Below are 22,972 nucleotides of genomic sequence, written 5' to 3' on the forward strand. Positions count from 1 at the left end.
GTGCGAAAGCGAAGCGGCAGCTACAAATGTTTTAACTGTGCGAAAGCGAAGCGGCAGCTACAAATGTTTTAACTGTGCGAAAGCGAAGCGGCAGCAACAAAGCGCCCAGTCGGAACGGAAATCAAACACACGTTATCGTAATATACCTAAAAAATCCTCTACTCTACTATACCCTACAATCGGTTTATCTTCATTCAGCAGAAGATTCCCACCTCTGAAGGTAATGAGATGAATGTGGATCCTTTCAAATGGTGCAAAGACACCTACTGAAATAGAGGAACTCAATCTAAGAGCGCCACGTCCTGAGGCAACGACTGAGTGACCAACATCATGTTGCTGACGCTACGTTAGCACTGCGCTTTCGCAACAGAAAACATTTGTTGGCCCAAAGCCTCCGGCGGATGTCACGGATTTTGAATTGTGCGAGCACAATTCAAAATCCGGGCGCAATTACGCCAAGGCGAAATTGATTTTCTGTTACGATGTTTTTAAGAAAACTTATAAAATGATAAAGAGATGCCCGTTTGTGCGAACATCTCCTTAAATATATAACATGATTCAGTAATAGGTTTCACGCTTCGTGAACTAAAGAGGTTTGAAGAATTAAACTTCAAACTAAGGAGTCATTCAATAATTGCTGCATATCTTCATTTACGTTACTTGTAAATTGTAACCTTTCACCGGTCAATGGATGAAGCATCTTTAAGGACACACAATGTAATGCTTGTCTATTTATATGATCACGACTTCCACCATAAAGTTCATCTCCAACAAGTGGATGTCCCACAAAGGCCATATGCACACGAATTTGATGTGTTCGCCCTGTGTGCAACTTTAGTTGTATATGTGTCATCGGTTCACCCTTTAAATAAAAGTGCCTTAATATTGTCACATCTGTATGCGCAAATTGACCGTCCTCACGCACCTCACGCTCAATAATGCTCGTCTCCTTGCGTCCAATAGGAGCAATAATTGATTGTACATCTCGTGCCACATGTCCATGTACAATGGCTTCATATTGTCGAGAAATCTCTCCGCTACGCTGTGCAAGTCCCGTTAAATGATGAATATGAGCATGTTTGGCAATGCATAGCAAGCCAGAAGTATCACGGTCAAGTCTCGTGACGATATGAGCCGTTGATGCTAAACCTTGCTGCTGAAAATGACCACATACTAGATTCGCTACGCTATGTGTTGGATGCTCACGCGAAGGAATCGTACTTTGATGTGCTGGCTTATTAAGCACTAAAATTGCTTCATCTTCGTAAATAATAGAAAGTTCACCATGTTCAACAGCAAGCCCCTCACTTTTTTCTTCAGGAGGGAATGTAACTTCAACTCGATCGCCAATGTGAAGAGGATGTCGAACATTGCGTTCGACATCATTTACTGTCAGTAAGCCTCCATCAAATTTAATAGCTGTTAAAGCTCGCTTGGAGATGCGCCATTCAGCTAAGGCCTCCCTTAGTAGTTGGCCTTCCTTTTCCGCTATAAAATGCAGTGTAAATCTTGTATCCATTTTACTCATTGGCCACGAATGATTCATGCACTCGTTCCCAGAATGGGAATGGACGGAAACGTGCAAAACGCACTCTTTCAGTTGCTACATTAAATGCAATCGACTTCACATCACCTTGCGTGACTTGTAAATGATCAACTGTCATATTAAAGTTTTGTTCATTGACTGGACGTAAAACACAATGATGGTGTGCTGGTAATATGAGTGGTGAACCAACTGTACGGAAGACACGGTTATTGATAGATGCTATCTCAGTAATTTGGAGTGCCGCTAAAGTCGGATGAATAATTGCTCCACCGAGGGCTTTATTATAAGCTGTACTACCAGAAGGCGTTGATACACATAGACCGTCTCCACGGAAACGTTCAAACTGATTACCATTTAATTCTACATCCATTACAAGCGTGACATCAGGTGATTTCACAGTTGCTTCATTTAACGCTAAATACGTATTGGATTCCGCATTATGATGCTCCACCTTTACCTCTAGTAGAGGATATTCCACAACGTTAAAGTCCTTTTTCGCAATGGATAAAACAAGCTTTTCTAATTCAGATGGCTTCCAATCGGCATAAAATCCTAAATGTCCCGTATGAATACCTACGAAGGCAACCTGATCAAGCAAATGAGCATATCGATGAAAGGCATGTAGTAAAGTGCCATCTCCTCCAATAGAGATTACGATTTCAGGAGCCTCTTCATCATAAGTTAACCCAAAATCCTGCAAATACGTTCTAGCTAGCTCCATTAATTCGTTCGACTGTGCATCTCTACGTGATTGAATGGAAAATTTCATTTTGAGTCACGCTCCTTCTCCGATAGTAAATTAGGATTCGATGCTTCTTTATATTCGCTGAAATAAGCCTGCGCTTCTTGTATCTCACTTCGAATGGACGACATTTCCTCATCCAATCGGAAAGCAGCCTCTGCTGCACTTTGAAGGCGATTTTTAATTTCCTCAGGGAACATACCTTTATATTTATAATTTAAAGAATGCTCAATAGATGCCCAGAAATTCATGGCTAGTGTTCTTATTTGTATTTCAGCTAATACCACTTTTTTCCCCTGTATCGTCTCTACAGGATACTCCACAATCATATGATATGAGCGGTAGCCACTTGGCTTATTATGTGTAATATAGTCACGCTCTTCCACAACACGCATATCTTTACGTTGCCTTATTAGCTCTGTAACTGTCGATATATCATCTACAAATTGACACATAATACGTAAACCTGCGATATCTCCTAGCTCGTCACCTAGCTGCTTTGAAGGCTCAAAGGAAAGTCCTTTTTCTAGTGATTTATCATATATACTTGCTAAAGGCTTTACACGTCCTGTCACAAATTCAATTGGTGAATTTGCATTAACAATACCAAACTGTGAACGCATACCCTTTAATTTTACTTTTAACTCATCTACTGCTTGTTTATAAGGACTTAAAAATATTTCCCATTGTCCCATCGCAAAAACCTCCCGACATTCGGTATCGAACAAAACCAACACCGTCTGTTCGTTTTGTCTTTTTATTCAGCTAGAAATTTCTCGAAGTGTTGTTCCACCGCTTGGACAAATTCCTCCCCATAATTGTAATTTCCTTCAATATTATACACGAGCATTTCCAATTCATCGTAAAAATTGGTAAGCTCAAGTACTTCTTCACCTAGTTGTAGCTTTGGATTTTTCCCTTTTTGTAAAATATGTACAAGCTGATCCCAACTACTCGGCGGAAAACGCAAGTAATGATAATCTTCTCCTGTATCAAGTAAATAAATAAACGCAAAGTCATCAGAATCTGCAATTAATTGTGCAGCAGGTTTTAACTGTAAATTTACTTCATTGTCGTTTAAACTAAAATGAAGATCTTCGTTTTCAAAATTCAATGTTTCTATTGTATAAATTTTACGCACACGCGGTTCCCCTTTTCGTCGTACTCTTCCTCTTATTTTAGCATAGAGGGTAAATAGTTGCAGTGTGTAAATACTAAATCAATGAAATAACGAACGAAACTTTTTTATTATAGCGTGTAGTTGATTTCCGTTCCGCGACTGGGCAACTCCTTTGGGATCAGCAATAGAGAAATGAAGGCTAAAACCATCACGTCCTATGATAACGCCTCGTGACCAACATCGTGTTGACCCTAGACCCTGCAGCGAGCAAATAGAGGAACGAAGGCTAAGAACATCACATCCTGTGATAATGCCTCCGCGACCAACATCATGCCGTCGCTACGTTAGCAATAAAAGCGGCTCATCGGACGCCCCCAGGAAGCTCTGCTCTGCGCGAAAGCGAAGCGTCAGCGGCAAATGTTTTATCTGTGCGAAAGCGAAGCGGCAGCAACAAAGCGCCCAGCTGGAATGGAAATCAACCAAACGCTATGCTGTTTTCCCCTAATCAACACACTAAAAAAATAAAATAAACAGGTGAACATAATGGCACAACAAATTGAAATAGAGTTTAAAAATCTTTTAACAAAAGAGCAATACAAATATTTACTGCAAGAATTCAGCATTTCCGAAAATGCTATTCATCGTCAAACAAATCATTATTTCGACACACCTTCGCAAGCTATTCGGAAACTCCAAAGCGGACTTCGTATTAGACAAATCGACAAATACTTTGAGTGTACTTTAAAAGAAAAAAATGCAGAGCATGCACACTTAGAGACGACTGACGAATTAACTGCTGAGCAAGCTAAGAAAATGCTTGTTAGTGAAGGTTTCTATGCCCAAGAAGTAGCCAAAAGACTAGTTCTCTTTAACATTCCTTTAGAAAAATTGGAGGTATTTGGTTCACTAACAACCGATCGTGTCGAAATACCTTATAAGGATGGCCTTCTAGTATTCGATCATTCTTTCTATTTGCAGTGCGATGATTATGAGGTAGAATATGAATCAAAAGATGCAATAAAAGGAAATGTAATCTTCGACGAATTTCTACAGCAATATGGTATTGAAAAACAGGCAACAGATAAAAAAATTGCGCGTTTTATGAAAGCATTACAAATGAATAAAGAACAATCCTAATAGATCAATTATGCCCCTGCATAATTGCGTCGCGTCCTGAATCGGCTTTGGCTTGCACAAAGACTTCCTTTCCGATTCCGTGACATCCGCCGGAGGTATTAGGCCAATGTGATGTTGGTCACTCCATACGGATGTTGCTGAAATAAGTTAGCTAGATAACAAGAAAGGGTGGCAACTCCTTGGATATCCAATCACTCAGAACTTTACTTGACATTCAAGCATTACAAACACTAGGAGCTTCAGAAAATTCATCGTCAAACAATCTTACAGACAGCAATTCTATGTTTTCTGACATGATTAGCGAAATACTTGGCGACTCAACTACTACTAACAATGCAAAATTGTCTAGTTTGCTCGGAGGAGTATCAAGTGCTTCGTCTATGATGGATCAGTTTAATAGTTTAACTGGTTTATCTGAAAACATGCAAAATAATGCGTATCAAGCATTACTTTATAATGGTTCTAACAGTGTCTTTATACCTTCATCTGTACAAGCAGCTTTAGCAAACACACAATCTAGCACAACAAGTACAAAGCTAGACTCCTACGTTTCAGATAACGTAATTGGTTCAACAGCATATGCCAATTCATTAGCAGGTGCGAATCAGTACGCTTCGATAATTCAAAAGGCAGCAGCTACATATAATGTACCCGAGAAACTCATCGCTGCCGTGATTAAGCAAGAGTCTAATTTTAATGCAAATGTGGTTAGTCATGCTGGAGCACAAGGATTAATGCAATTAATGCCAAAGACAGCACAATATTTAGGCGTTACAAACGCCTTTGATCCAGAGCAAAATATTATGGCAGGAGCCAAATATTTACGCCAAATGCTAGATAAATTTGATAATGATCCTGCATTAGCATTAGCTGCTTATAACGCAGGAGCTTCACGCGTTACAAAGTATGGTGGCGTTCCTCCTTTCAAAGAAACGCAGAATTATGTCAAAAAAGTAATGAATTACTACACAGTTTAACTTCTTTCACCAAATTCACTGAAAGAAGTTAAAGCCTCCGGGATGTCACGCAATTATGCCGAGGCATAATTGATTCGCATAATCATTGTTAATACAGCGTTTTTCGGCAAATTTCACCCACGTGGTGAAATTTGTGCTTTTTTAGCGAAAACATTTCGGAAGAGCGCTTTGTTTGTGTTAACGAAAAGACGTTGATAGAATGAAGGTAGTCACAAGGAATTCACATTTAAGAAAATGACTAAGTATAAAAATATACTTTACGATATAAAGAATTAAAGGGGCATTAAACTTATGAGTCGAAAATACACTGTTCCTTATGAGGAGCTGGGGGCTGAAAAGCTTTCAGAGCTAATCCATGCGTTCTATAGAAGAGTTTCACAGCATCCTGATCTTATTCCAATCTTTCCAAAAGATTTAACGGAAACAGCACGCAAGCAAATTCAGTTTCAAACACAGTATTTAGGTGGACCAAATCTTTTTACTGAGGAGCATGGTCATCCAATGATGCGTGCACGTCATATGAATTTTCCGATTACACCTGATCGTGCTCAAGCTTGGCTTGAATGTATGTCCGAAGCGATGGATGAAGTAGGAATGGAAGGTAAGTTCCGTGAAGTTTATTATCAACGTTTAGTATTAACAGCTCATCACATGATTAATACACCAAATGACGATGAGGGGGAATTGTTACGTGAATAATATTCAAATGCTACAAGAGCCAACTCCTGAGATTTCTACTGCTAATAAGCCTATTGAATTGTATATTTTCGTAGATCCACTTTGTCCAGAAGCTTTTAAATTGCAAGCTGTTCTTCGTAAGTTACAGCTAGAGTACAATCATTACTTTACATGGCGCTTTGTACTAAGCACAGAGCTTGCTTCTTTGAATTGTTTAAGTAAGCGTGTAAAAGGTTGTGTATCTGGTATTGAACTCGACATTAATCACCCTGTTTTGCCATCAATCGCTATTAAAGCAGCAGAGTTACAGGGGAAACGTGCAGGAGCACGCTATTTGTCGAAACTACAAGAATATGTATTACTAAACCAACAAGATGTCAATTCTTATGCTACGCTGTTAAAAATTGCGGAAGATGTTCAATTAGACATGAATGAATTTTCCGCAGACTTTGGTTCAAAAGAAGCTGCACGTGCCTTCCAATGCGATTTATATATTAAACGTGAGATGGAAGTTGATGAAGTCCCTAGCATTGTGTTTTTCAATGAATGTATTGAAGATGAAGGTCTTAAAGTTAGTGGCAACTATTCCTATGAAGTTTATGAACATATTTTACAAGAAATGATGGATGAACAGCTTGTGCGTCAACCATTACCAACAATGGAAGAATTATTTACAAAATTCCATACCCTTTCAACGAATGAAGTAGCTTTCATCTACTCATCAACAGAGCAAAATGCTGAACGTGAATTAAAGAAACGTATGCTACAGCAAAAGATTGAACGAATTCAGACAGATCACGCTACATTGTGGCGTCTTAAATAATGCAATTATACTATTATTCTAAAGAACAGGGATACAACACACATTCAATGTTGTGTCCCTGTTCTCTTTTTTTATTTATCGGAACATTTTTAAGTTATATACTTCTAAAAAAAATAAAAGAAGCGCCACTATCCTCGACAGATAGTGACGCCTCTTTTTCACAAAGGGGATGGGAGAAATGTTCACGTTCAAACAAAGGGGTGTATGTTTGTTTTTGTGATTTATTTCACATGATTCAATTTATCATGGAATAGTAAATATAGCAACAAGTCCAATGATAGATTCACAAATTTGTCAAATAGAAAGCGATTACAAACAGTATTTTTTCAAGATACACGCTTTTAAACATTTAGAAATCAAAAAAAACATTATTCTTACAATTTTCATTATTTAATTAATCATAGAAAAAAGGCTGTAGGGAAATTCCTACAGCCTTCCAAATTAATTATTCAACAATAATTTTTCTAACTCATTTAAACGTTCTTCAAATACTTTACATGCATCATCAATCGGTTGTGCAACGTTCATATCAACGCCTGCTGCCTTTAATACCTCAATTGGGAAATTAGAGCAACCTGCTTTTAAGAAGTTATTAATATAACGTTCTACAGCTGGTGTACCCTCTTCTAAAATTTGTTTGCTTAATGCTGTCGCAGCTGATTTACCTGTAGCATATTGATACACATAGTAATTATAGTAGAAGTGTGGAATACGAGCCCATTCTAAGCCGATTTCCTCATCTACAACAATATCCTCACCGAAGTATTGTTTATTTAAATTATAGTAAACCTCTGTTAGACGCTCTGCTGTTAAAGATTCACCGTTCTTATCCATTTGGTGGATTAGGTGTTCAAATTCAGCAAACATTGTTTGTCTGAAAACAGTACTTCTGAAGCCGTCTAGCCAATGATTTAATAAATAAATTTTCTGTTGAGGATCTTCAATTGTTTTCAGTAAATAATCATTTAATAGCTCTTCATTACAAGTTGAAGCTACTTCAGCTACAAAAATAGAATAATCGCCATAAACGAACGGCTGATTTTTACGTGAATAATAACTGTGTACACTATGACCAAATTCATGCGCTAGTGTAAACAGATTATTAACATTATCTTGCCAGTTCATTAATATATATGGATTTGTTCCATAAGCACCTGAAGAGTATGCACCACTGCGTTTCCCTTTGTTTTCTAAGACATCCACCCAACGATTATCTAGACCACCTTGAACAATGCCTTGATATTCCTCACCTAGTGGCGCTAAAGCTTTTACTAAAATATCCTTCGCTTCGTCGTATGTGATTTTCATATCCACTTCCTTAACGAGTGGAGCAAATAAATCCCACATATGCAATTCGTCTACACCTAAAAGCTTTTTACGTAACGAAATATAGCGCTGCATAGCAGGTAAATGCTTATGGACTGTTTCTACTAATTGATCATAAACACTTTCCGGAATGAAGTTATTAGACATTGCTGCGTGACGTGCAGAATCATAATTACGAATACGTGCACTAACATTATGCTTTTTCACATTGCCCGTTAATGTAGCGGAAAACGTATTTTTAAAGTTACCGTAAGTTTCGTACATTGCTTTAAAAGCATTTTCACGAACAGTGCGATCTTTACTTTCTAAAAACTTAATATAGTTACCGTGTGTTAGCTGTACTTCTTCCCCTTCTTCATTTTTCACTTTAGGGAAGACAATATCAGCGTTATTTAACATACTAAATGCATTTGAAGCAGTACCTGTAACCTCAGACATTTGTGCAAGTAAAGCTTCCTGCTCTGCTGGTAATACATGAGGACGTGCCATCGTGATTTCTTTTAAAGATTGCTTATACAGTTGTAAGTCTTTATTTTCTGCTAAGTAACTTTCTATCGTTTCTTCACTCAATGATAAAATCTCAGGTGTTAAAAATGATAAGGCAGCTGAAATACTAGTCGCTAATGTTTGAATACGACTATTCATATCTTGATAGAAGCTATTTGTCGTATCTTGGTCATTACGCATATGAGCATACGTGTAAAGCTTCATTGCACGTTCATAAATTTCATCGTGATAAGTTAGAACTGCCGCTAATGCATCTGCTCCATTTTTCACAGTACCTGCATAACTAGGTGCTTTTTTCGCAAGTTCTGCAACTTCTTTATACTCTTCTTCCCATAGGGCATCAGTTGCGAATATATCCTCCAAGCGCCAAGTTAACTCTTTTGGAACATCATTTCTTACTAAAACTTGATTACTAGCCATGTGCCAGCCCCCTTTATATGTGTGTTTTTCCTATACTCTCATATTTTCTCAGTATATTGTGTCAATTGCAAATAAATGTGCGTACACTTGCTCATAAATATCCGGAAAATGATTATCTTTTTCATCCCTTTTCGCCAGCATCATTCCGTAATTTTTAATAGCTTGTACAGCCTGGGTTGTAAGTTCTATATGTTGTTGGCTTAAAAACAATCGTATATTTCTCTCGTCTAGTTCATGAGGTGCTAGTTGTAAACGTCGACAATAATGATGCAATATCGTCTGCCACTCAATAGAAAACATCGGTATCGCCTCTCCATCTTTTACCGGAACACCTACGTAATCAGGCATCCTCGTTAAAGCAAAACCTAACTCATAACTACTTCGTAAAAATGCATCTTGCACCCCATTTTTACTATGGAATAATCGTTGATATACGAATTGCTTACAATACTTTTTATATAGCTGCCAATAAAAATGAAATTCCTCTTTCGTAATTGTCTTAGGCTCATAAAAAGGAAAATGTTGCTTATGAGTAGTTAATTCCTGTACTTTACCTATAAAAGTATGCCCATGAACATAAAGAAGATTCGCCCAATAAATAAATCTTGATGTGTTTGCATCATATGTCACTAAATAAGATAAGCCTAGTGCTGTAGTATTTATCACTTTTTGCATAATCGGAGAAATAGAAATTTTTTGAATACCTAGTGTAGTTTGTTTTTGAGGTGTTTGAAAAAGCCACAACGGCTGTATACAATTTTTCTCATATCCAGATGTACGTAATAGCCACTTTTCATGAGAAATTGTACTACACTGAAATTCAATGGCAATTTGCTTATGCTCCTTGATCAAAAGCATATCTGGCCGCTGTGAAAGCTTCCGTAAAAAAGGCTCCAGCTTTACTGTATGCCCGAGGTTTTTCAACCATTCAAATAATTGGATTTTTCCTTGTAAATGAAGTTTTGATTCACCCTCTGCAAATAACTGTATACAGCTATTAGTAGCAATATGAGCGAAATGAGGGATATTATACTTGCCTATCTTTAATTGGACAGGCTGCTGGCATTGAGGACAATAAAATTTCATCTGCCGCCTACATCGTTGTAAAGCTTCCCTTGAATATTGGTATGGGAGAAAAATCTGCTGCTGTTCATTATAGGCCATAAGCATAAAATCATCTCCTTTTTGCCTAATTGTATAGGAGCCTTTTTATAGCGACAAATAAAGAACGGCTTTTTCTTGAAATTTAAAAATTGCTATCTTTTTTCAATTACTTACGTTACCAAAAACACTTACTGAAAGAAGTTAAATAAAAAGACTGCAAACAAACTTGATAATCACCAAGTTTATTTACAGTCTAAGCCACTGAATCAAGTACTCATTACTTTAAATAAAATATTTTCGTACTGTTTCAAAGCAATCAAATTCCATAATTTTTTCGCCATATTCCTCTAAACGATGGATTGTAAAATTCGATGGTAGTAAAAATTCTTTAATAACCGCATTTCTATCGTGATGATTTAGCTCTTCTTCTGCGTTCACAAAGTCAACTACTAGATAGTACCAATCTTCATATTTAAATAATGAGGAATCCACTAATTCATCTGTTATGCGTTTCGCTACAGGGATTAACTCATCAATATCTTTAAATTTATAAACATAAATGTCAGTATCCATAAATAATTCTGACTCATCAATGTCACCAAATTGAGTTAGTTGACTGAGAAGATCCTCTCCAACATCCTCGAATGGAGCAAACATATCTTTGTGTTCATCAAAATGCGAAGAACCATCTAAGGTTTCACCGTCTTTTAAAATATGTGCACGTGTGACAATGATCTCTAAGCCTACTTCAGAAGCATTGATATGAATCCAAATTGGACCTTCTACATCAAAATAATCCTCCGTATTTACTTCATCAATCATATCCCAAAAAAGTTGTTCACCCTTTGCTCGGTTGTACCAAATTTCCTCACGACTATAGCCGCGATCCTCTATATCATTGTACGTAATAAAGAGCTTGAGTGTATTTTCGTTTACACGTTCGATGTCCACTAGACCTCATCTCCCTTCACTGTCATTTGTCGAAAAACAGTTTGTTTCATTAGTATGCTATTATTCATTGTTTTTAACCTCATACCTCATTTTTGTTTTTCAACCTTTGACCACACTACAGTAAACCCATCGAGCAACCGAAATCAAAAAAATTTATGTCCACAGTTGTCTCTAATTATATTGTATGCTGTTCTGTCATAAAATGAAAAGGATATACACCGTTTCACAGAAGTTATTTGAATTATTGAAATTGTAGTAAACTATTAAGCTAAAATCAAGTTTAACATACTTTACCGAAATATATGACTTTTCCCTATTATTTATTATACTCTATATAGATGGATTTTCATAAGTAAAACACAAAAAAATAGATGTCACAATATGCTTGTTGCATATGTAACATCTAATACTTATTCTATGCAGAATACGGCAATATTAGTTCACCATACGCTGTGCTTCTTGCAGTTGATAAGCACGAACCTTACGAGGTAGGAAACGGCGAATTTCATCCTCGTTGTAGCCGACCTGTAAACGTTTCTCATCTAAAATAATGGGACGACGTAATAGACCTGGATATTCTTGAATTAATTCATACAAACGTTGTAATGGCAAGCTTTCCACATCAACATTTAATTTCTGGAAAATTTTTGATCGAGTCGAAATAATTTCATCCGTACCATCTTCTGTCATACGCAAAATTTCTTTAATTTCACTAATGCTTAATGGTTCAGAAAATATATTACGTTCTGTATATGGGATTTCATGCTCCTCTAACCATGCTTTAGCTTTTCGGCAAGACGTACAACTTGGTGATGTAAATAAAGTTACTATCATACTGACACATCCTTTCCTTTTAATCATTATCTATACTAGTGTGTTAAATTAGAATTAATTTAATGTAAATATACATACCATTATACAGTACTCTGTGATGTTTGAATATAGTTCCAATAAAAAAAGAATAACCATTTGACATGAAATTTTCTATTTTTTCACATAAACTTCAAAGTAGTTACTTCTTAAGATGTGTAATGAACTACTACTAATATTCCCATTCGCAGAGCATTTTAAACATCCACTGCTTGATTGTTTTTGTTCTCATTTAAGAATTTTAAACGAGAATACTGTCAATTCTGTGTGTACAAATATAGACGTATATTTACTAATATCGGTTGCATTTCCAAATAAATAGATTGTTACCATAACGTGCGGTTGATTTCCGTTCCGACTGGACGCTTTCCTAGGGGCGTCCGATGAGTCGCTCATTCGTAACAAGATCAACTTATATATATGGAATGTGTTTTAACAAATGTCATCCGCAACTTTTGGTGATGAGCCACACCTTAAAATAATTTAAGATATCGCTATAATGCTTTTCGCTTTCGACAGAAAACATTTATTGCTAAACTGAAATATAAAAGCAGCAAAAGTAGCATATAACTTTTTCCCGAGAAAAAACACCGCCAAAAGTCTGACTTTACACACTTGCTTTTCACCGAGCCTTTATAATATAATTTTTTGCAATAAATCAATTATGTCTTTGGTGAATTCACCTCGCCATCTACGCAGATGGAAGACAGGTATTGAGCTAAAAAACGCTGACGAAGAGTAGTACATTTGCCTTTTACACGTTTAGAGAGTCTGTGGTTGCTGCAAACAGATCGTGTAAGCATTTGGAATGGACTTCCGAGTTAGCTTTGTGAACGTCTTAGTTTCTTAATTTAAGTCTATTAGCAAAGTTCGTCCCTTCACGTTACGAAGAAGAGTGGCCGTTTTAGGCAAGCTGGGTGGTACCACGGATTCAAACATCATTCGTCCCTTCATTAGAAAACTAATGAGGACGCATGATGTTTTTTATTTTGGTTCATCACCAAAAATTGTGAATGACTTTTATTAGAACGTCTACTATGAAAAAGTTGATTGTAGTGGAGACTGGGCAACTCCTTGGGGATCAGCGATAGAGGAACTAAGGCTAAAACCATCACGTCCTGTGATAACGCCTTCGTGACCAACATCATGCCGCTGTCGCTACGTTAGCACTACGCTTTCGCGCAAAAAACATCTGTTGGCCCAAGCGGCTCATCGGACGCCCCCAGGAAGCTCTGCTCTGCGCGAAAGCGAAGCGGCAGCAACAATTTTTTTATCTGTGCGAAAGCGTAGCGACAGCAACAACAAAGCGCCCAGTCGGAACGGAAATCAACCACACGGTTTGGTGATGACTCTCCATTTTGGTATTTATGTAAAAATAAGGGACAGAATTCAAGGAGGAAATGACAATGACAACTATTTTTTCAGGCGTACAGCCAACAGGTATCGTTACTTTAGGGAACTATTTAGGAGCATTTAAGCAATTCCCTGCATTACAAGATGAAGGTGATGCTGTTTATTGTATCGTCGATCAGCATGCCATAACAGTGGCTCAAGATCCAAAAGAATTACGTCAAAATATTCGCAACCTAGCAGCAACGTATATTGCTACAGGCATCGACCCTAAAAAATCGACATTATTTATTCAATCAGAAGTACCAGCTCACGCACAGGCAGGCTGGATGTTACAATGTGTTGCATCGATTGGTGAGCTTGAACGTATGACACAATTTAAAGATAAATCGCACGGTAAGGAAAGCGTATCTGCCGCTCTTTTAACATATCCACCACTGATGGCAGCAGACATCCTTTTGTATAACACAAACATTGTTCCTGTCGGTGATGATCAGAAGCAGCATATTGAGCTTACTCGTGATCTAGCAGAGCGTTTTAACAAACGTTATGGTGACGTTTTAACGATTCCTGAAATTCAATTACCTAAAGCAGGAGCTCGTATCAAATCACTACAAGAACCTACAAAGAAAATGAGTAAATCTGATCCAAATACAAAAGCAACAATCAAGCTTTTAGATTCAGCGAAAGATATTGAGAAAAAAATTAAATCTGCTGTTACTGACTCTGATGGTATTGTGGCATTCGATGTGGAAAATAAACCTGGTGTTTCTAATTTACTAACAATCGAATCTGCCATTTCGGGCGTATCTATTGACGATCTTGTAAAAAAATACGAGGGCATTGGCTATGGTGGTTTCAAGCAAGGTGTTGCAGCAACAGTTATTGATCACCTGACACCAATTCAAGAGAAATTCTATCACTTGGTAGAATCATCAGAATTAGACATCATTTTGGATGAAGGTGCTGAAAAGGCAAATGCTATTGCTAGCGCTACATTAAAACGCATGGAAGAAGCAATGGGCCTTGGTCGCGCACGTCGCTAAGAAAAAAGCTTTAACGTGAAATGAAGAAATGCTATAGCATTGTTGAAATTTATCGAAAGAGCTTGGCCAAAAAGAGAGTAATTTAAGCGTTACATCTTATCCTTGTTTATCGTTTTATCATAACCAAGATCAAGCACAACAGCACATAACACAACAGCTGATCCAATTGCCACATAAAATGCTGTTGTCTGTGCCATAAATTTAAAAACAACTGTCCAGGTATATCCGAGTGTCCGATAATTCAAATACAATATGAGATTCCCAACGGAGAGAATCAATAAGCCGTAGCTCATTAAAAATAAAAAGAGTCGGAACAAGTTAAGGGCATCCTCTCTATTTTTTCTTTATTATCATCTATTCATAAAACTATAAAAAAAGACGTCAGCCACTTAAATTAGGCTGACGTTTTTTATGTTGTTTAAAAACTAGTATGTCAATAAAAGTACTGTCTGTTTATGCGAAATAAATTTTATCATATCAAAAGTAACACTATGTTTCTTACTATAATTGGAATAATTGAAATAATTGAAATAATTGAAATAATTGAAATAATTGTCATAATAGATTAATAACAGTGAAGCTATTTTACACCGGTTATTATCGCTGCTATGTTTTCGCATATAAAGGCACGTTGCTGCAGAGTGGTTGATCTTCGTTCCGACTGGGCGACTCCTTGGGGATTAGCGATAGAGGAACGAAGGCTAAAACCATCACGTCCGATGAGCCGCTTGGAAGCTCTGCTCTGTGCGAAAGCGAAGCGACAGCAACAAATGTTTTAACTGTGCGAAAGCAAAGCGACAGCAACAAAGCGCCCAGTCGGAACGGAAATCAACCCCTCGTTTTGCAGAAGAGCCTTACTTTATTTAATATGACGACATCTTAATTAACCGCCCGTAAAAGCCCGAACACTAAAAAATCAGTGGAGATGAAGCTCCCACTGATTTTAGTTTTACTTTATTATTCCTCGATTTTTTTGAATAGTAGACTTGCGTTGTGTCCACCAAACCCAAGTGAGTTACTCATAGCATATTGAATATCTACTTTTCGAGCTTCATTAGGCACATAATCTAAATCACATTCTGGATCTGCGTCTGTTAAATTAATTGTCGGTGGTAAGATACCTTCTTTAAGTGCAAGCGCTGTGAAAATTGCTTCTACACCACCAGCTGCACCTAATAAGTGACCTGTCATTGATTTTGTAGAACTCATTGCAAGCTTATAGGCATGTTCACCAAAAACAGTTTTTACTGCTTGTGTTTCAAATAAATCGTTATATGGTGTACTTGTTCCATGTGCATTAATATAGTCAACTTGTGAAGCTTCTACGCCGCCATCAGATAATGCTTGCATCATTGCACGAGAAGCACCTTCCCCTTCTGGAGCTGGAGCTGTAATATGATGTGCATCCCCTGTTGCACCATAACCAAGAACTTCTGCGTAAATTTTTGCACCGCGTGCTTTTGCGTGCTCATACTCTTCCAAAATAACAATACCAGCACCTTCACCGATAATGAAACCATCGCGATTTTTATCGAATGGACGGCAAGCTTTTTCTGGATCAGTGTTTAAAGATAATGCAGTATTAGCGCAGAAGCCTGCTACTGCCATCGTAACGATTGGCGACTCAGCACCGCCCGAAATCATAACATCTGCATCACCACGTTCAATTACTTTAAAAGCATCCCCAATAGAGTTTGTACCTGAAGCACAAGCAGTTACTGAACAAGAGTTAATGCCCTTTGCACCAAAGTGAATCGACACTTGGCCTGAAGCCATATCTGGAATCATCATTGGAATAAAGAATGGACTTACTCTTCTTGCTCCACGCTCTTGGAAAGTTAAAAATTGTTGTTCATATGTTTCCATACCGCCGATGCCAGAGCCAATCCAGACACCTGCACGTGGTGCTAGCTCTTCATCGATTGTTAATCGTGCATCTTCCATCGCCATGATAGATGCCGCTAAAGCATACTGTGTAAAGCGATCCATTTTACGAGCTTCTTTACGTTCGATATACTTTTCGATATTAAAATCCTTCACTTCAGCAGCAACTTTTGCTGCGAAAAGATCTTTATTTAAACGCGTTAATTCGCCAACGCCAGATTTTCCAGCTTTAATGTTAGTCCATGTTTCTTCGATGCTATTTCCTAGTGGTGTAACTGCGCCAATTCCTGTAATTACTACTCGTCGTTTACTCATTGTATTACTCCCCTCAAGCATTTTTCGTTTTTATTTTCCCCATCTCATTGTAACGGCGCCCCATGTTAAGCCACCGCCAAATCCAACAAGTACTAATAAATCATCATCTTTTATCTTACCTGCTTCAAGCTCATCTACCAAGGAAATACCAATAGATGCCGCAGACGTATTCCCATATTTGTGAATCGTTTTTGACATTTTTTCCGGTGGTAGCTCTAGACGCTCTCGCGCTGATTCCATAATTCGAATATTTGCCTGATGCGGCACTAAAAAATCTACGTCTTCTTTTGTTAAACCTGCTTTTTCTAAAACGTTCATTGCAGATTCACCCATTTGACGAACGGCAAATTTAAATACTTCACGTCCATTCATAGCGATTGTATCCTGCTGTGTTAAATACAAATTCTTTCCACCTGTACCGTCAGCACCAAGTTCAAATGATAAAATACCTCTACCTTCTGATACTGGACCAATAATTGCTGCACTTGCACCGTCACCGAATAATACAGCGGTATTACGATCTTCCCAGTCAAGTACTTTCGACAGCTTTTCAACACCTACTACTAAGACATATTTATAAGCATTTGATTCTACAAATTGCTTTGCCGTCACTAAACTATATATAAACCCTGCACAAGCAGCCGCTTGGTCCATCGCTGCTGCATTAACTGCTCCAATTTGCTCCTGAACCATACATGCGACACTTGGAAAATTTTGATCTTGTGTTACTGTTGCTACAAGGATTAAGCCTATTTCCTCTGGTGAGATTCCCGCTTTTGCAATAGCTTCTTTTGCTGCAGCTACTGCTAAATCTGAAGTTTCCTGATCATCAGCAGCAAAATGACGTTGCTCAATCCCTGTGCGAGTTCGAATCCATTCATCCGAAGTATCCATTATTTTTTCTAAATCAAAATTCGTAACGACCTTCTCCGGAACGTATTTGGCAATTCCTAAAATACCAGCGTTCATTTAGCAACCCCTCTGCTTTCTTACTATCAATTATTAGTAACTGGTCATAATTATAACTCATAATGACGGAGAGGTGCAAGATGAATTAAATTTAACGTTCCTCTTCACCATAACATGGGGTTGATTTCTATTCCGACTCGGGGCGTCTGATAAGTTCTATTGCATCGCTCAGTCTTCACTCCAATCAACTTATATACATGGCATACAATTTAACAAATGTCATCTCCCACTTTTAGAGCTAATGCAAGAAAAAGCATATTTTTGGGGATAAGTGAGGTTGAAAAATAATGGCGGTTAATGAAAAAAGCTGCAAATAAATTTGCAGCTTTGGCCTAACAATTATTAACAAATATTATCAACAACGTAAAAGTCGATATCGCAAAAAGATGAAAGGTGGCTCTCGCATGAATCTGCGTACTTCCAATCTATTCTCTAATAGGTCGTTAAGGATCTTGTTCTCTTTGGAACACTTAATGCTCTGAAGAAATTGCTTGATGAGTTGCAGTACAGAAGGTTTCAAACGACTTGTTGTACGTTTCTTTTTGTTAGGTTTGCTACCGTAGTTGTGTCAACGTAATCACTGATGCTTTAATCGTCTGGTGTTGCGGTGGTGTTTTTGGTTCAATAAACAACGTTGAGTAATACGCATCCGCAATGGTAATCAAGTAAATCACAAAAAGTAATCGTTTCATTCAATAGTTCAAAAATTCATTTCTCCCTTTTTTATCAATTCGAATTGTCTAGTTATAATACGAATGATACGTAAAAAAGTTTCAAATTAAACATGACCAACGCATAGATGACCCCCATAAGCTACTTCGAAATGAAATAGCTTAGATCTAAAACATTTGTTGCCTTTTAACGCCTTTAATAATTTCTTTTAAAAAATCCCCCTTTTATATTTCCGTTTATTCCCACCAACTCTCAAGACATATAAAAAGCCACACCTGAATTGCCTAAAATAACTCTTCAAACTCATAATGAAGAACAGGTGCAAGATGAATTAAAATTAATGCTTTGACGGGGCTTGAAACACTTCTACACGCTACGTCACACAAGCATTTGTGACGTTTTGAATTTCAGTGATGTATTGAAATTGCATTAAAAATAAAAAAAATGTTGTTGTTGTGACAAATTCGCCATGTTTCACAGAAAAGGTTCTTTTTATTTCGATTTATGTTATGATATGATAATGAATATGTAGTAAAATCTTATGATATAAAAAAGTTCGGTTGAGGTGAAATTAATGCGATATATCGTAACATTCATATGGTCATTCCTACTAGTTTCAATGTTAAACTACGTAGTAGGCTCTGTACTTGGTGCAGATTTTAATATCGATACTGCTATTGTTACATCAGTTGTATTTACAATTCTTGTTTTCATTATCGGTGCAATTATTCCAAACGAGTCAACTCCAGAAGCAGCAGACAATCATTAATTCAACTAGAAAAAAACCTGTTTCGCTTAATGCGGAACAGGTTTTTTTTGTTATTTTTCAACGACACATTGACCATCATGCATTTTAATGTGTAATGTTTCTCCTGGTAATACTTCACCTCGAAGCAATTCTTTTGCAATCGCAGTTTCAATATATCGTTGTACGAAGCGTTTTAATGGTCTTGCGCCGAACTGAGCATCTGCTCCTTGTTCTACAACCCAATCAACTACATTTTGTTCTACTTGTAAAGTAATGTCTTGCTCTGCAACTCGTTTGACAAGCTGTTCGATATATTTCCATGCAATGGCTGTAAAATGCTCATCTGATAGTGCATGGAACATAATAATATCATCCATACGATTTAACAGCTCTGGTTTAAAATGTTGACGCAGTGCAGCCATCACTAAATCCTCAACAGCAACATCGTCTTCTTTTGCTTCCATTAAATAGCTTGAGCCAATGTTAGAAGTTAAAATGACCACTGTGTTCGTAAAGTTAACCATACGCCCCTGGCTATCAGTAATTCGACCATCATCTAAAATTTGTAGTAAAATATTTGCGACATCCGGATGGGCCTTTTCAATTTCATCTAATAATACAACTGAATACGGATTTCGGCGAACAGCTTCTGTTAATTGCCCACCTTCCTCATAGCCAACATAGCCTGGAGGTGCCCCTACAAGACGCGATACGCTATGTTTCTCCATATATTCACTCATATCAATGCGAATAAAATGATCCTCAGAATCAAACAATTGTGCCGCTAGTGCCTTCGCAAGCTCTGTTTTACCAACACCCGTTGGTCCTAGGAATAAAAAGCTACCAATTGGTCGATGCGGATCTTTTATACCTGCTCGAGCACGCCATACCGCTTCTGTAACAAGTTGTACTGCATTATCTTGTCCGATTACACGCTCATGCAATGTATCTTTTAAGCGCAATAATTTTTCTCGCTCACCTTCTACTAATTTCGTCACTGGTATTCCTGTCCAGCGCGAAACGATTGATGCAATTTCATCAGCTGTTACCTCTTCACGCAAAATACGTGATTCCGTACCATTTTCTAATTGTTTTTCCATCTCTTGAATGTCCTTTTCAAGTGTAGGAATTTTCCCATGACGTAGTTCAGCTGCTTTATTTAAATCATATTTACTTTCTGCTTCATCTAAGTCACGGCGGTATTTATCAAGTTTTTCACGTTTTTTCTGAATGCCGTGTAACGCTTCTTTTTCGGTTTCCCATTGTTTACGCATGCCCTCAGAGGATTCTTTGAGCTTTGTTAATTCCTCACTGAGTTGCTCTAGACGTTTTTTACTCGCCTCGTCTTTTTCATTACGCAATGCTTGCTCCTCAATTTCAAGTTGCATAATACGGCGCGTTACCGCATCCAATTCCTGTGGCATGGAATCAATTTCTGTTCGAATCATCGCACATGCTTCATCGATTAAATCGATTGCCTTATCTGGCAAGAAACGCTCTGTAATATAGCGATTTGAAAGCCCAGCTGCCGCTACGATCGCACGGTCATGAATACGTACCGCATGATGCAACTCAAAGCGCTCTTTCAAGCCTCGTAAAATGGAAACTGTATCTTCAATAGACGGCTCTCGTACAAGCACCTGCTGGAAACGACGCTCTAAAGCAGGATCTTTTTCAATATACATACGGTATTCATCTAATGTTGTAGCCCCGATACAATGTAGCTCACCTCGTGCAAGCATTGGTTTTAGCATATTCCCAGCGTCCATTGCACCATCCGTTTTACCCGCACCAACAATTGTATGAATTTCATCGATAAATAAAATGATGCGTCCCTCTGATTCTTTTACTTCTTTTAATACACCTTTCAAGCGCTCTTCAAATTGGCCACGATAACTAGCACCTGCTATTAAAGCACTCATATCCAACTCATACAGTACGCAATCTTTTAACCCCTCAGGAACATCGCCCTTTACTATACGTTGAGCTAACCCTTCTACAATAGCTGTTTTACCAACCCCAGGCTCCCCTATTAAGACAGGATTATTTTTCGTTTTGCGTGTTAAAATACGAATGACATTACGAATTTCTTCGTCACGACCGATAACCGGATCCATTTTACCGTTTTTAACTTCTTCTATTAAATTACGTCCAAATTGTTCTAATGGTTTTTTGTCATTTGTTTGTTGAAATTGCATATTTAGCACTCCTTTTTAATAATGTTAAGCGGAATCCCGTTTGCCATTCTATTTCACAGAAAATGTTTGACCTTTTTTGACTAACTTTATTTTACAACACTCGACAAATCAGAGCAAAGAATTAGCCCTAAAAATTCTTCACTTATTACTGGAAAATTACGTTATAATGAAATTGTATTTCTTAGATTTAGTAAATTACTCACCTAATTTTGTAATAATTAAACAATTTTTACAAAAAAGAAAGAGATGTGTTGAAGAAATGACTATTATGGATAATATACAAGTGAAATTTCACGATCTTTTTCAAAAGCACGGTGTTTTTATTAAAGTGAATAAGGATAGTAAAATCTTTTTAGAGGGCGAACGTGCGAAAGAAATTTATTATATAAAAACAGGAGCTATCTCGATTAGTCAAGAAACGGAGAATGGGAAGGAATTAACCATTCGTATTTGTGGTCCAGATAGCATCATTGGAGAAAGCTCATTATTTTGCAACTTTACGTATAATTCGATGACCGCTAAAGTACTAGAGCCCTCCAGTTTATATGTTCTTAGCCTCGAAACATTAGAACTTTTACTAGTGGAACAACCTATTTTAATGGTGGAATATATGAAGTGGTTGCAAACAGAAAATTTAAAGCATCAAAGCCGTTTGCGTGATTTGATTTTAAATGGGAAAAAGGGCGCTTTATTTTCAACGCTTATCCGTCTTTCGAATACTTATGGGAAGCCGTTAGAAAATGACACTATTTATATTGACTTCCCGTTAACACATACAGAGATCGCTAATTTATGTGCGACGAGTCGAGAGATGATTAATCGCATGCTGAATGATTTAAAGAAGCACAATATTATATCTTTTGAAAAAGGTTATATAACCATTCACGATCTACAATTTTTAAAGGATGAAATCGCCTGTGAAAATTGCCCGTTACAAATATGTCGTATTGATTAATACACTTACATACGAAATCCCCGCTTATGAGTTATAGGCGGGGATTCTGTGTTCTATTGAAATAATTATGGCTCTTTTGCAAAGCTAGGGGTTGATTTCCGTTCCAGGCTACTCGCTTTCCTGTGGGCGAGCGTCGAGCCGCTTCCTTCGCTCCGCTCAGTCCAGGGTCTCGCCTGTCTCGCTTTCCCACGGGAGTCGAGTAGCCTTCCACTCCAATCAGCGATAGCGTAGAACTTTTATAAATTTTATATGTATTTCAAAATTGGACACTATGAAGACGCATCATAATTGAACAACTTATAGCAATAACGCGATTGTATATCTTCGTTTTCCGCAGACAAACCCTTTTGCTAAAGTAGTGTTTTTGCTCATTGGAAGCTGGATGTCGATAAAAATGAATAGAAGGGTGATGAAAAGTGAAAGTTTATCGATAAAATTTAAAAGTTTGGCGATAATTCCAGAAAGTGTTTCGATAAAACTAATAAGTTGGAATCATTTTGTTAAAACGTATGCTATGTGAATCAGTTGATTGGAGTGGAGACTGGGCGACTCCTTGGGGATCAGCGTCACAGATGAGACCCTGGAGCGAGCACCGCGAGTGAAGCGGCTCATCGGACGCCCCCAGGAAAGCGCC

Annotated in this window: 20 protein-coding genes and 1 other annotated feature; of the genes, 8 read left to right on the forward strand and 12 right to left on the reverse strand. The window is 37.6% G+C overall.

What is annotated here, in order from left to right:
* A partial coding sequence (locus ACFTQ7_RS17770; RefSeq protein WP_386830203.1) for a hypothetical protein occupies positions 1-232 on the forward strand: 232 nt, incomplete at its 5' end.
* Positions 233-610: 378 nt separating this feature from the next.
* Here the strand turns inward: ACFTQ7_RS17770 and ACFTQ7_RS17775 are convergent.
* From ACFTQ7_RS17775 to ACFTQ7_RS17790, 4 genes are all read right to left on the reverse strand, one after another.
* The gene (locus tag ACFTQ7_RS17775) at positions 611-1,519 is read right to left on the reverse strand and encodes an RluA family pseudouridine synthase (RefSeq protein WP_386830268.1); all 909 of its coding nucleotides are present in this window, start codon (positions 1,517-1,519) and stop codon (positions 611-613) included.
* Position 1,520: 1 nt separating this feature from the next.
* Positions 1,521-2,315: an NAD kinase gene (locus ACFTQ7_RS17780; protein ID WP_079559569.1), complete on the reverse strand. Its 795-nt coding sequence runs from the start codon at positions 2,313-2,315 to the stop codon at positions 1,521-1,523.
* Positions 2,312-2,983: a GTP diphosphokinase gene (yjbM, locus tag ACFTQ7_RS17785; protein ID WP_349659081.1), complete on the reverse strand. Its 672-nt coding sequence runs from the start codon at positions 2,981-2,983 to the stop codon at positions 2,312-2,314. The genes ACFTQ7_RS17780 and yjbM overlap by 4 nt, the downstream gene beginning before the upstream one ends.
* A gap of 62 nt (positions 2,984-3,045) precedes the next feature.
* Complete coding sequence (locus ACFTQ7_RS17790; RefSeq protein WP_386830204.1) at positions 3,046-3,429, reverse strand: UPF0738 family protein; 384 nt, start codon at positions 3,427-3,429, stop codon at positions 3,046-3,048.
* Positions 3,430-3,951: 522 nt separating this feature from the next.
* Here ACFTQ7_RS17790 and ACFTQ7_RS17795 point away from each other — a divergent pair.
* The 4 genes from ACFTQ7_RS17795 to ACFTQ7_RS17810 all read left to right on the forward strand — a co-directional run bounded on the left by ACFTQ7_RS17795 (position 3,952) and on the right by ACFTQ7_RS17810 (position 7,023).
* Positions 3,952-4,545, forward strand: a complete 594-nt coding sequence (locus ACFTQ7_RS17795; protein ID WP_386830205.1) for a CYTH domain-containing protein — start codon at positions 3,952-3,954, stop codon at positions 4,543-4,545.
* Positions 4,546-4,724: 179 nt separating this feature from the next.
* Entirely contained in the window at positions 4,725-5,522 is a 798-nt protein-coding gene (locus tag ACFTQ7_RS17800) for a lytic transglycosylase domain-containing protein (RefSeq protein ID WP_349659084.1), read from the forward strand.
* A 291-nt stretch (positions 5,523-5,813) separates the two neighbouring features.
* Positions 5,814-6,221, forward strand: a complete 408-nt coding sequence (locus ACFTQ7_RS17805) for a globin domain-containing protein (protein WP_386830206.1) — start codon at positions 5,814-5,816, stop codon at positions 6,219-6,221.
* Entirely contained in the window at positions 6,214-7,023 is an 810-nt protein-coding gene (locus tag ACFTQ7_RS17810; RefSeq protein ID WP_349659086.1) for a DsbA family protein, read from the forward strand. Before ACFTQ7_RS17805 ends, ACFTQ7_RS17810 begins: the two co-directional genes overlap by 8 nt.
* A gap of 441 nt (positions 7,024-7,464) precedes the next feature.
* Here ACFTQ7_RS17810 and pepF read toward each other — a convergent pair whose 3' ends face one another.
* The 4 genes from pepF to spxA form a co-directional block, all read right to left on the reverse strand.
* Positions 7,465-9,276 carry an oligoendopeptidase F gene (pepF, locus tag ACFTQ7_RS17815; protein WP_349659087.1) on the reverse strand — a complete coding sequence of 604 codons (1,812 nt, stop codon included), beginning with the start codon at positions 9,274-9,276 and terminating at the stop codon, positions 7,465-7,467.
* 48 nt (positions 9,277-9,324) lie between these two features.
* On the reverse strand, positions 9,325-10,446 hold the full coding sequence (locus ACFTQ7_RS17820) for a competence protein CoiA (protein ID WP_386830207.1): 1,122 nt from the start codon (positions 10,444-10,446) through the stop codon (positions 9,325-9,327).
* Positions 10,447-10,662: 216 nt separating this feature from the next.
* Positions 10,663-11,331: an adaptor protein MecA gene (gene mecA / locus ACFTQ7_RS17825; protein ID WP_349659089.1), complete on the reverse strand. Its 669-nt coding sequence runs from the start codon at positions 11,329-11,331 to the stop codon at positions 10,663-10,665.
* A gap of 435 nt (positions 11,332-11,766) precedes the next feature.
* Positions 11,767-12,162, reverse strand: coding sequence for a transcriptional regulator SpxA (spxA, locus tag ACFTQ7_RS17830; protein WP_024362527.1), 396 nt, complete (start codon positions 12,160-12,162; stop codon positions 11,767-11,769).
* Positions 12,163-12,920: 758 nt separating this feature from the next.
* Positions 12,921-13,154, forward strand: a binding site (T-box leader).
* Positions 13,155-13,607: 453 nt separating this feature from the next.
* Here spxA and trpS point away from each other — a divergent pair.
* On the forward strand, positions 13,608-14,597 hold the full coding sequence (gene trpS / locus ACFTQ7_RS17835; RefSeq protein WP_349659090.1) for a tryptophan--tRNA ligase: 990 nt from the start codon (positions 13,608-13,610) through the stop codon (positions 14,595-14,597).
* Positions 14,598-14,686: 89 nt separating this feature from the next.
* On the opposite strand, the gene ACFTQ7_RS17840 is transcribed toward trpS, so the two are convergent.
* The 3 genes from ACFTQ7_RS17840 to ACFTQ7_RS17850 all read right to left on the reverse strand — a co-directional run bounded on the left by ACFTQ7_RS17840 (position 14,687) and on the right by ACFTQ7_RS17850 (position 17,765).
* The gene (locus ACFTQ7_RS17840; RefSeq protein ID WP_386830208.1) at positions 14,687-14,914 is read right to left on the reverse strand and encodes a YuzI family membrane protein; all 228 of its coding nucleotides are present in this window, start codon (positions 14,912-14,914) and stop codon (positions 14,687-14,689) included.
* A gap of 640 nt (positions 14,915-15,554) precedes the next feature.
* Positions 15,555-16,796 (reverse strand): beta-ketoacyl-ACP synthase II, encoded by a 1,242-nt coding sequence (gene fabF / locus ACFTQ7_RS17845; RefSeq protein WP_386830209.1) that lies wholly within the window; start codon positions 16,794-16,796, stop codon positions 15,555-15,557.
* A gap of 30 nt (positions 16,797-16,826) precedes the next feature.
* Positions 16,827-17,765, reverse strand: a complete 939-nt coding sequence (locus ACFTQ7_RS17850; protein WP_386830210.1) for a beta-ketoacyl-ACP synthase III — start codon at positions 17,763-17,765, stop codon at positions 16,827-16,829.
* Positions 17,766-19,011: 1,246 nt separating this feature from the next.
* Here ACFTQ7_RS17850 and ACFTQ7_RS17855 point away from each other — a divergent pair.
* On the forward strand, positions 19,012-19,206 hold the full coding sequence (locus ACFTQ7_RS17855; RefSeq protein WP_386830211.1) for a YjzD family protein: 195 nt from the start codon (positions 19,012-19,014) through the stop codon (positions 19,204-19,206).
* A gap of 50 nt (positions 19,207-19,256) precedes the next feature.
* On the opposite strand, the gene ACFTQ7_RS17860 is transcribed toward ACFTQ7_RS17855, so the two are convergent.
* Positions 19,257-21,383 carry an ATP-dependent Clp protease ATP-binding subunit gene (locus ACFTQ7_RS17860; protein ID WP_386830212.1) on the reverse strand — a complete coding sequence of 709 codons (2,127 nt, stop codon included), beginning with the start codon at positions 21,381-21,383 and terminating at the stop codon, positions 19,257-19,259.
* A gap of 268 nt (positions 21,384-21,651) precedes the next feature.
* Between ACFTQ7_RS17860 and ACFTQ7_RS17865 the strand changes: the two genes are divergently transcribed.
* Entirely contained in the window at positions 21,652-22,338 is a 687-nt protein-coding gene (locus ACFTQ7_RS17865; RefSeq protein WP_386830269.1) for a Crp/Fnr family transcriptional regulator, read from the forward strand.
* Positions 22,339-22,972 lie beyond the last annotated feature (634 nt).

It is taken from the genome of Lysinibacillus sp. NPDC056959, from assembly GCF_042674095.1.
In the GTDB taxonomy this organism is placed as follows: domain Bacteria; phylum Bacillota; class Bacilli; order Bacillales_A; family Planococcaceae; genus Lysinibacillus; species Lysinibacillus zambalensis.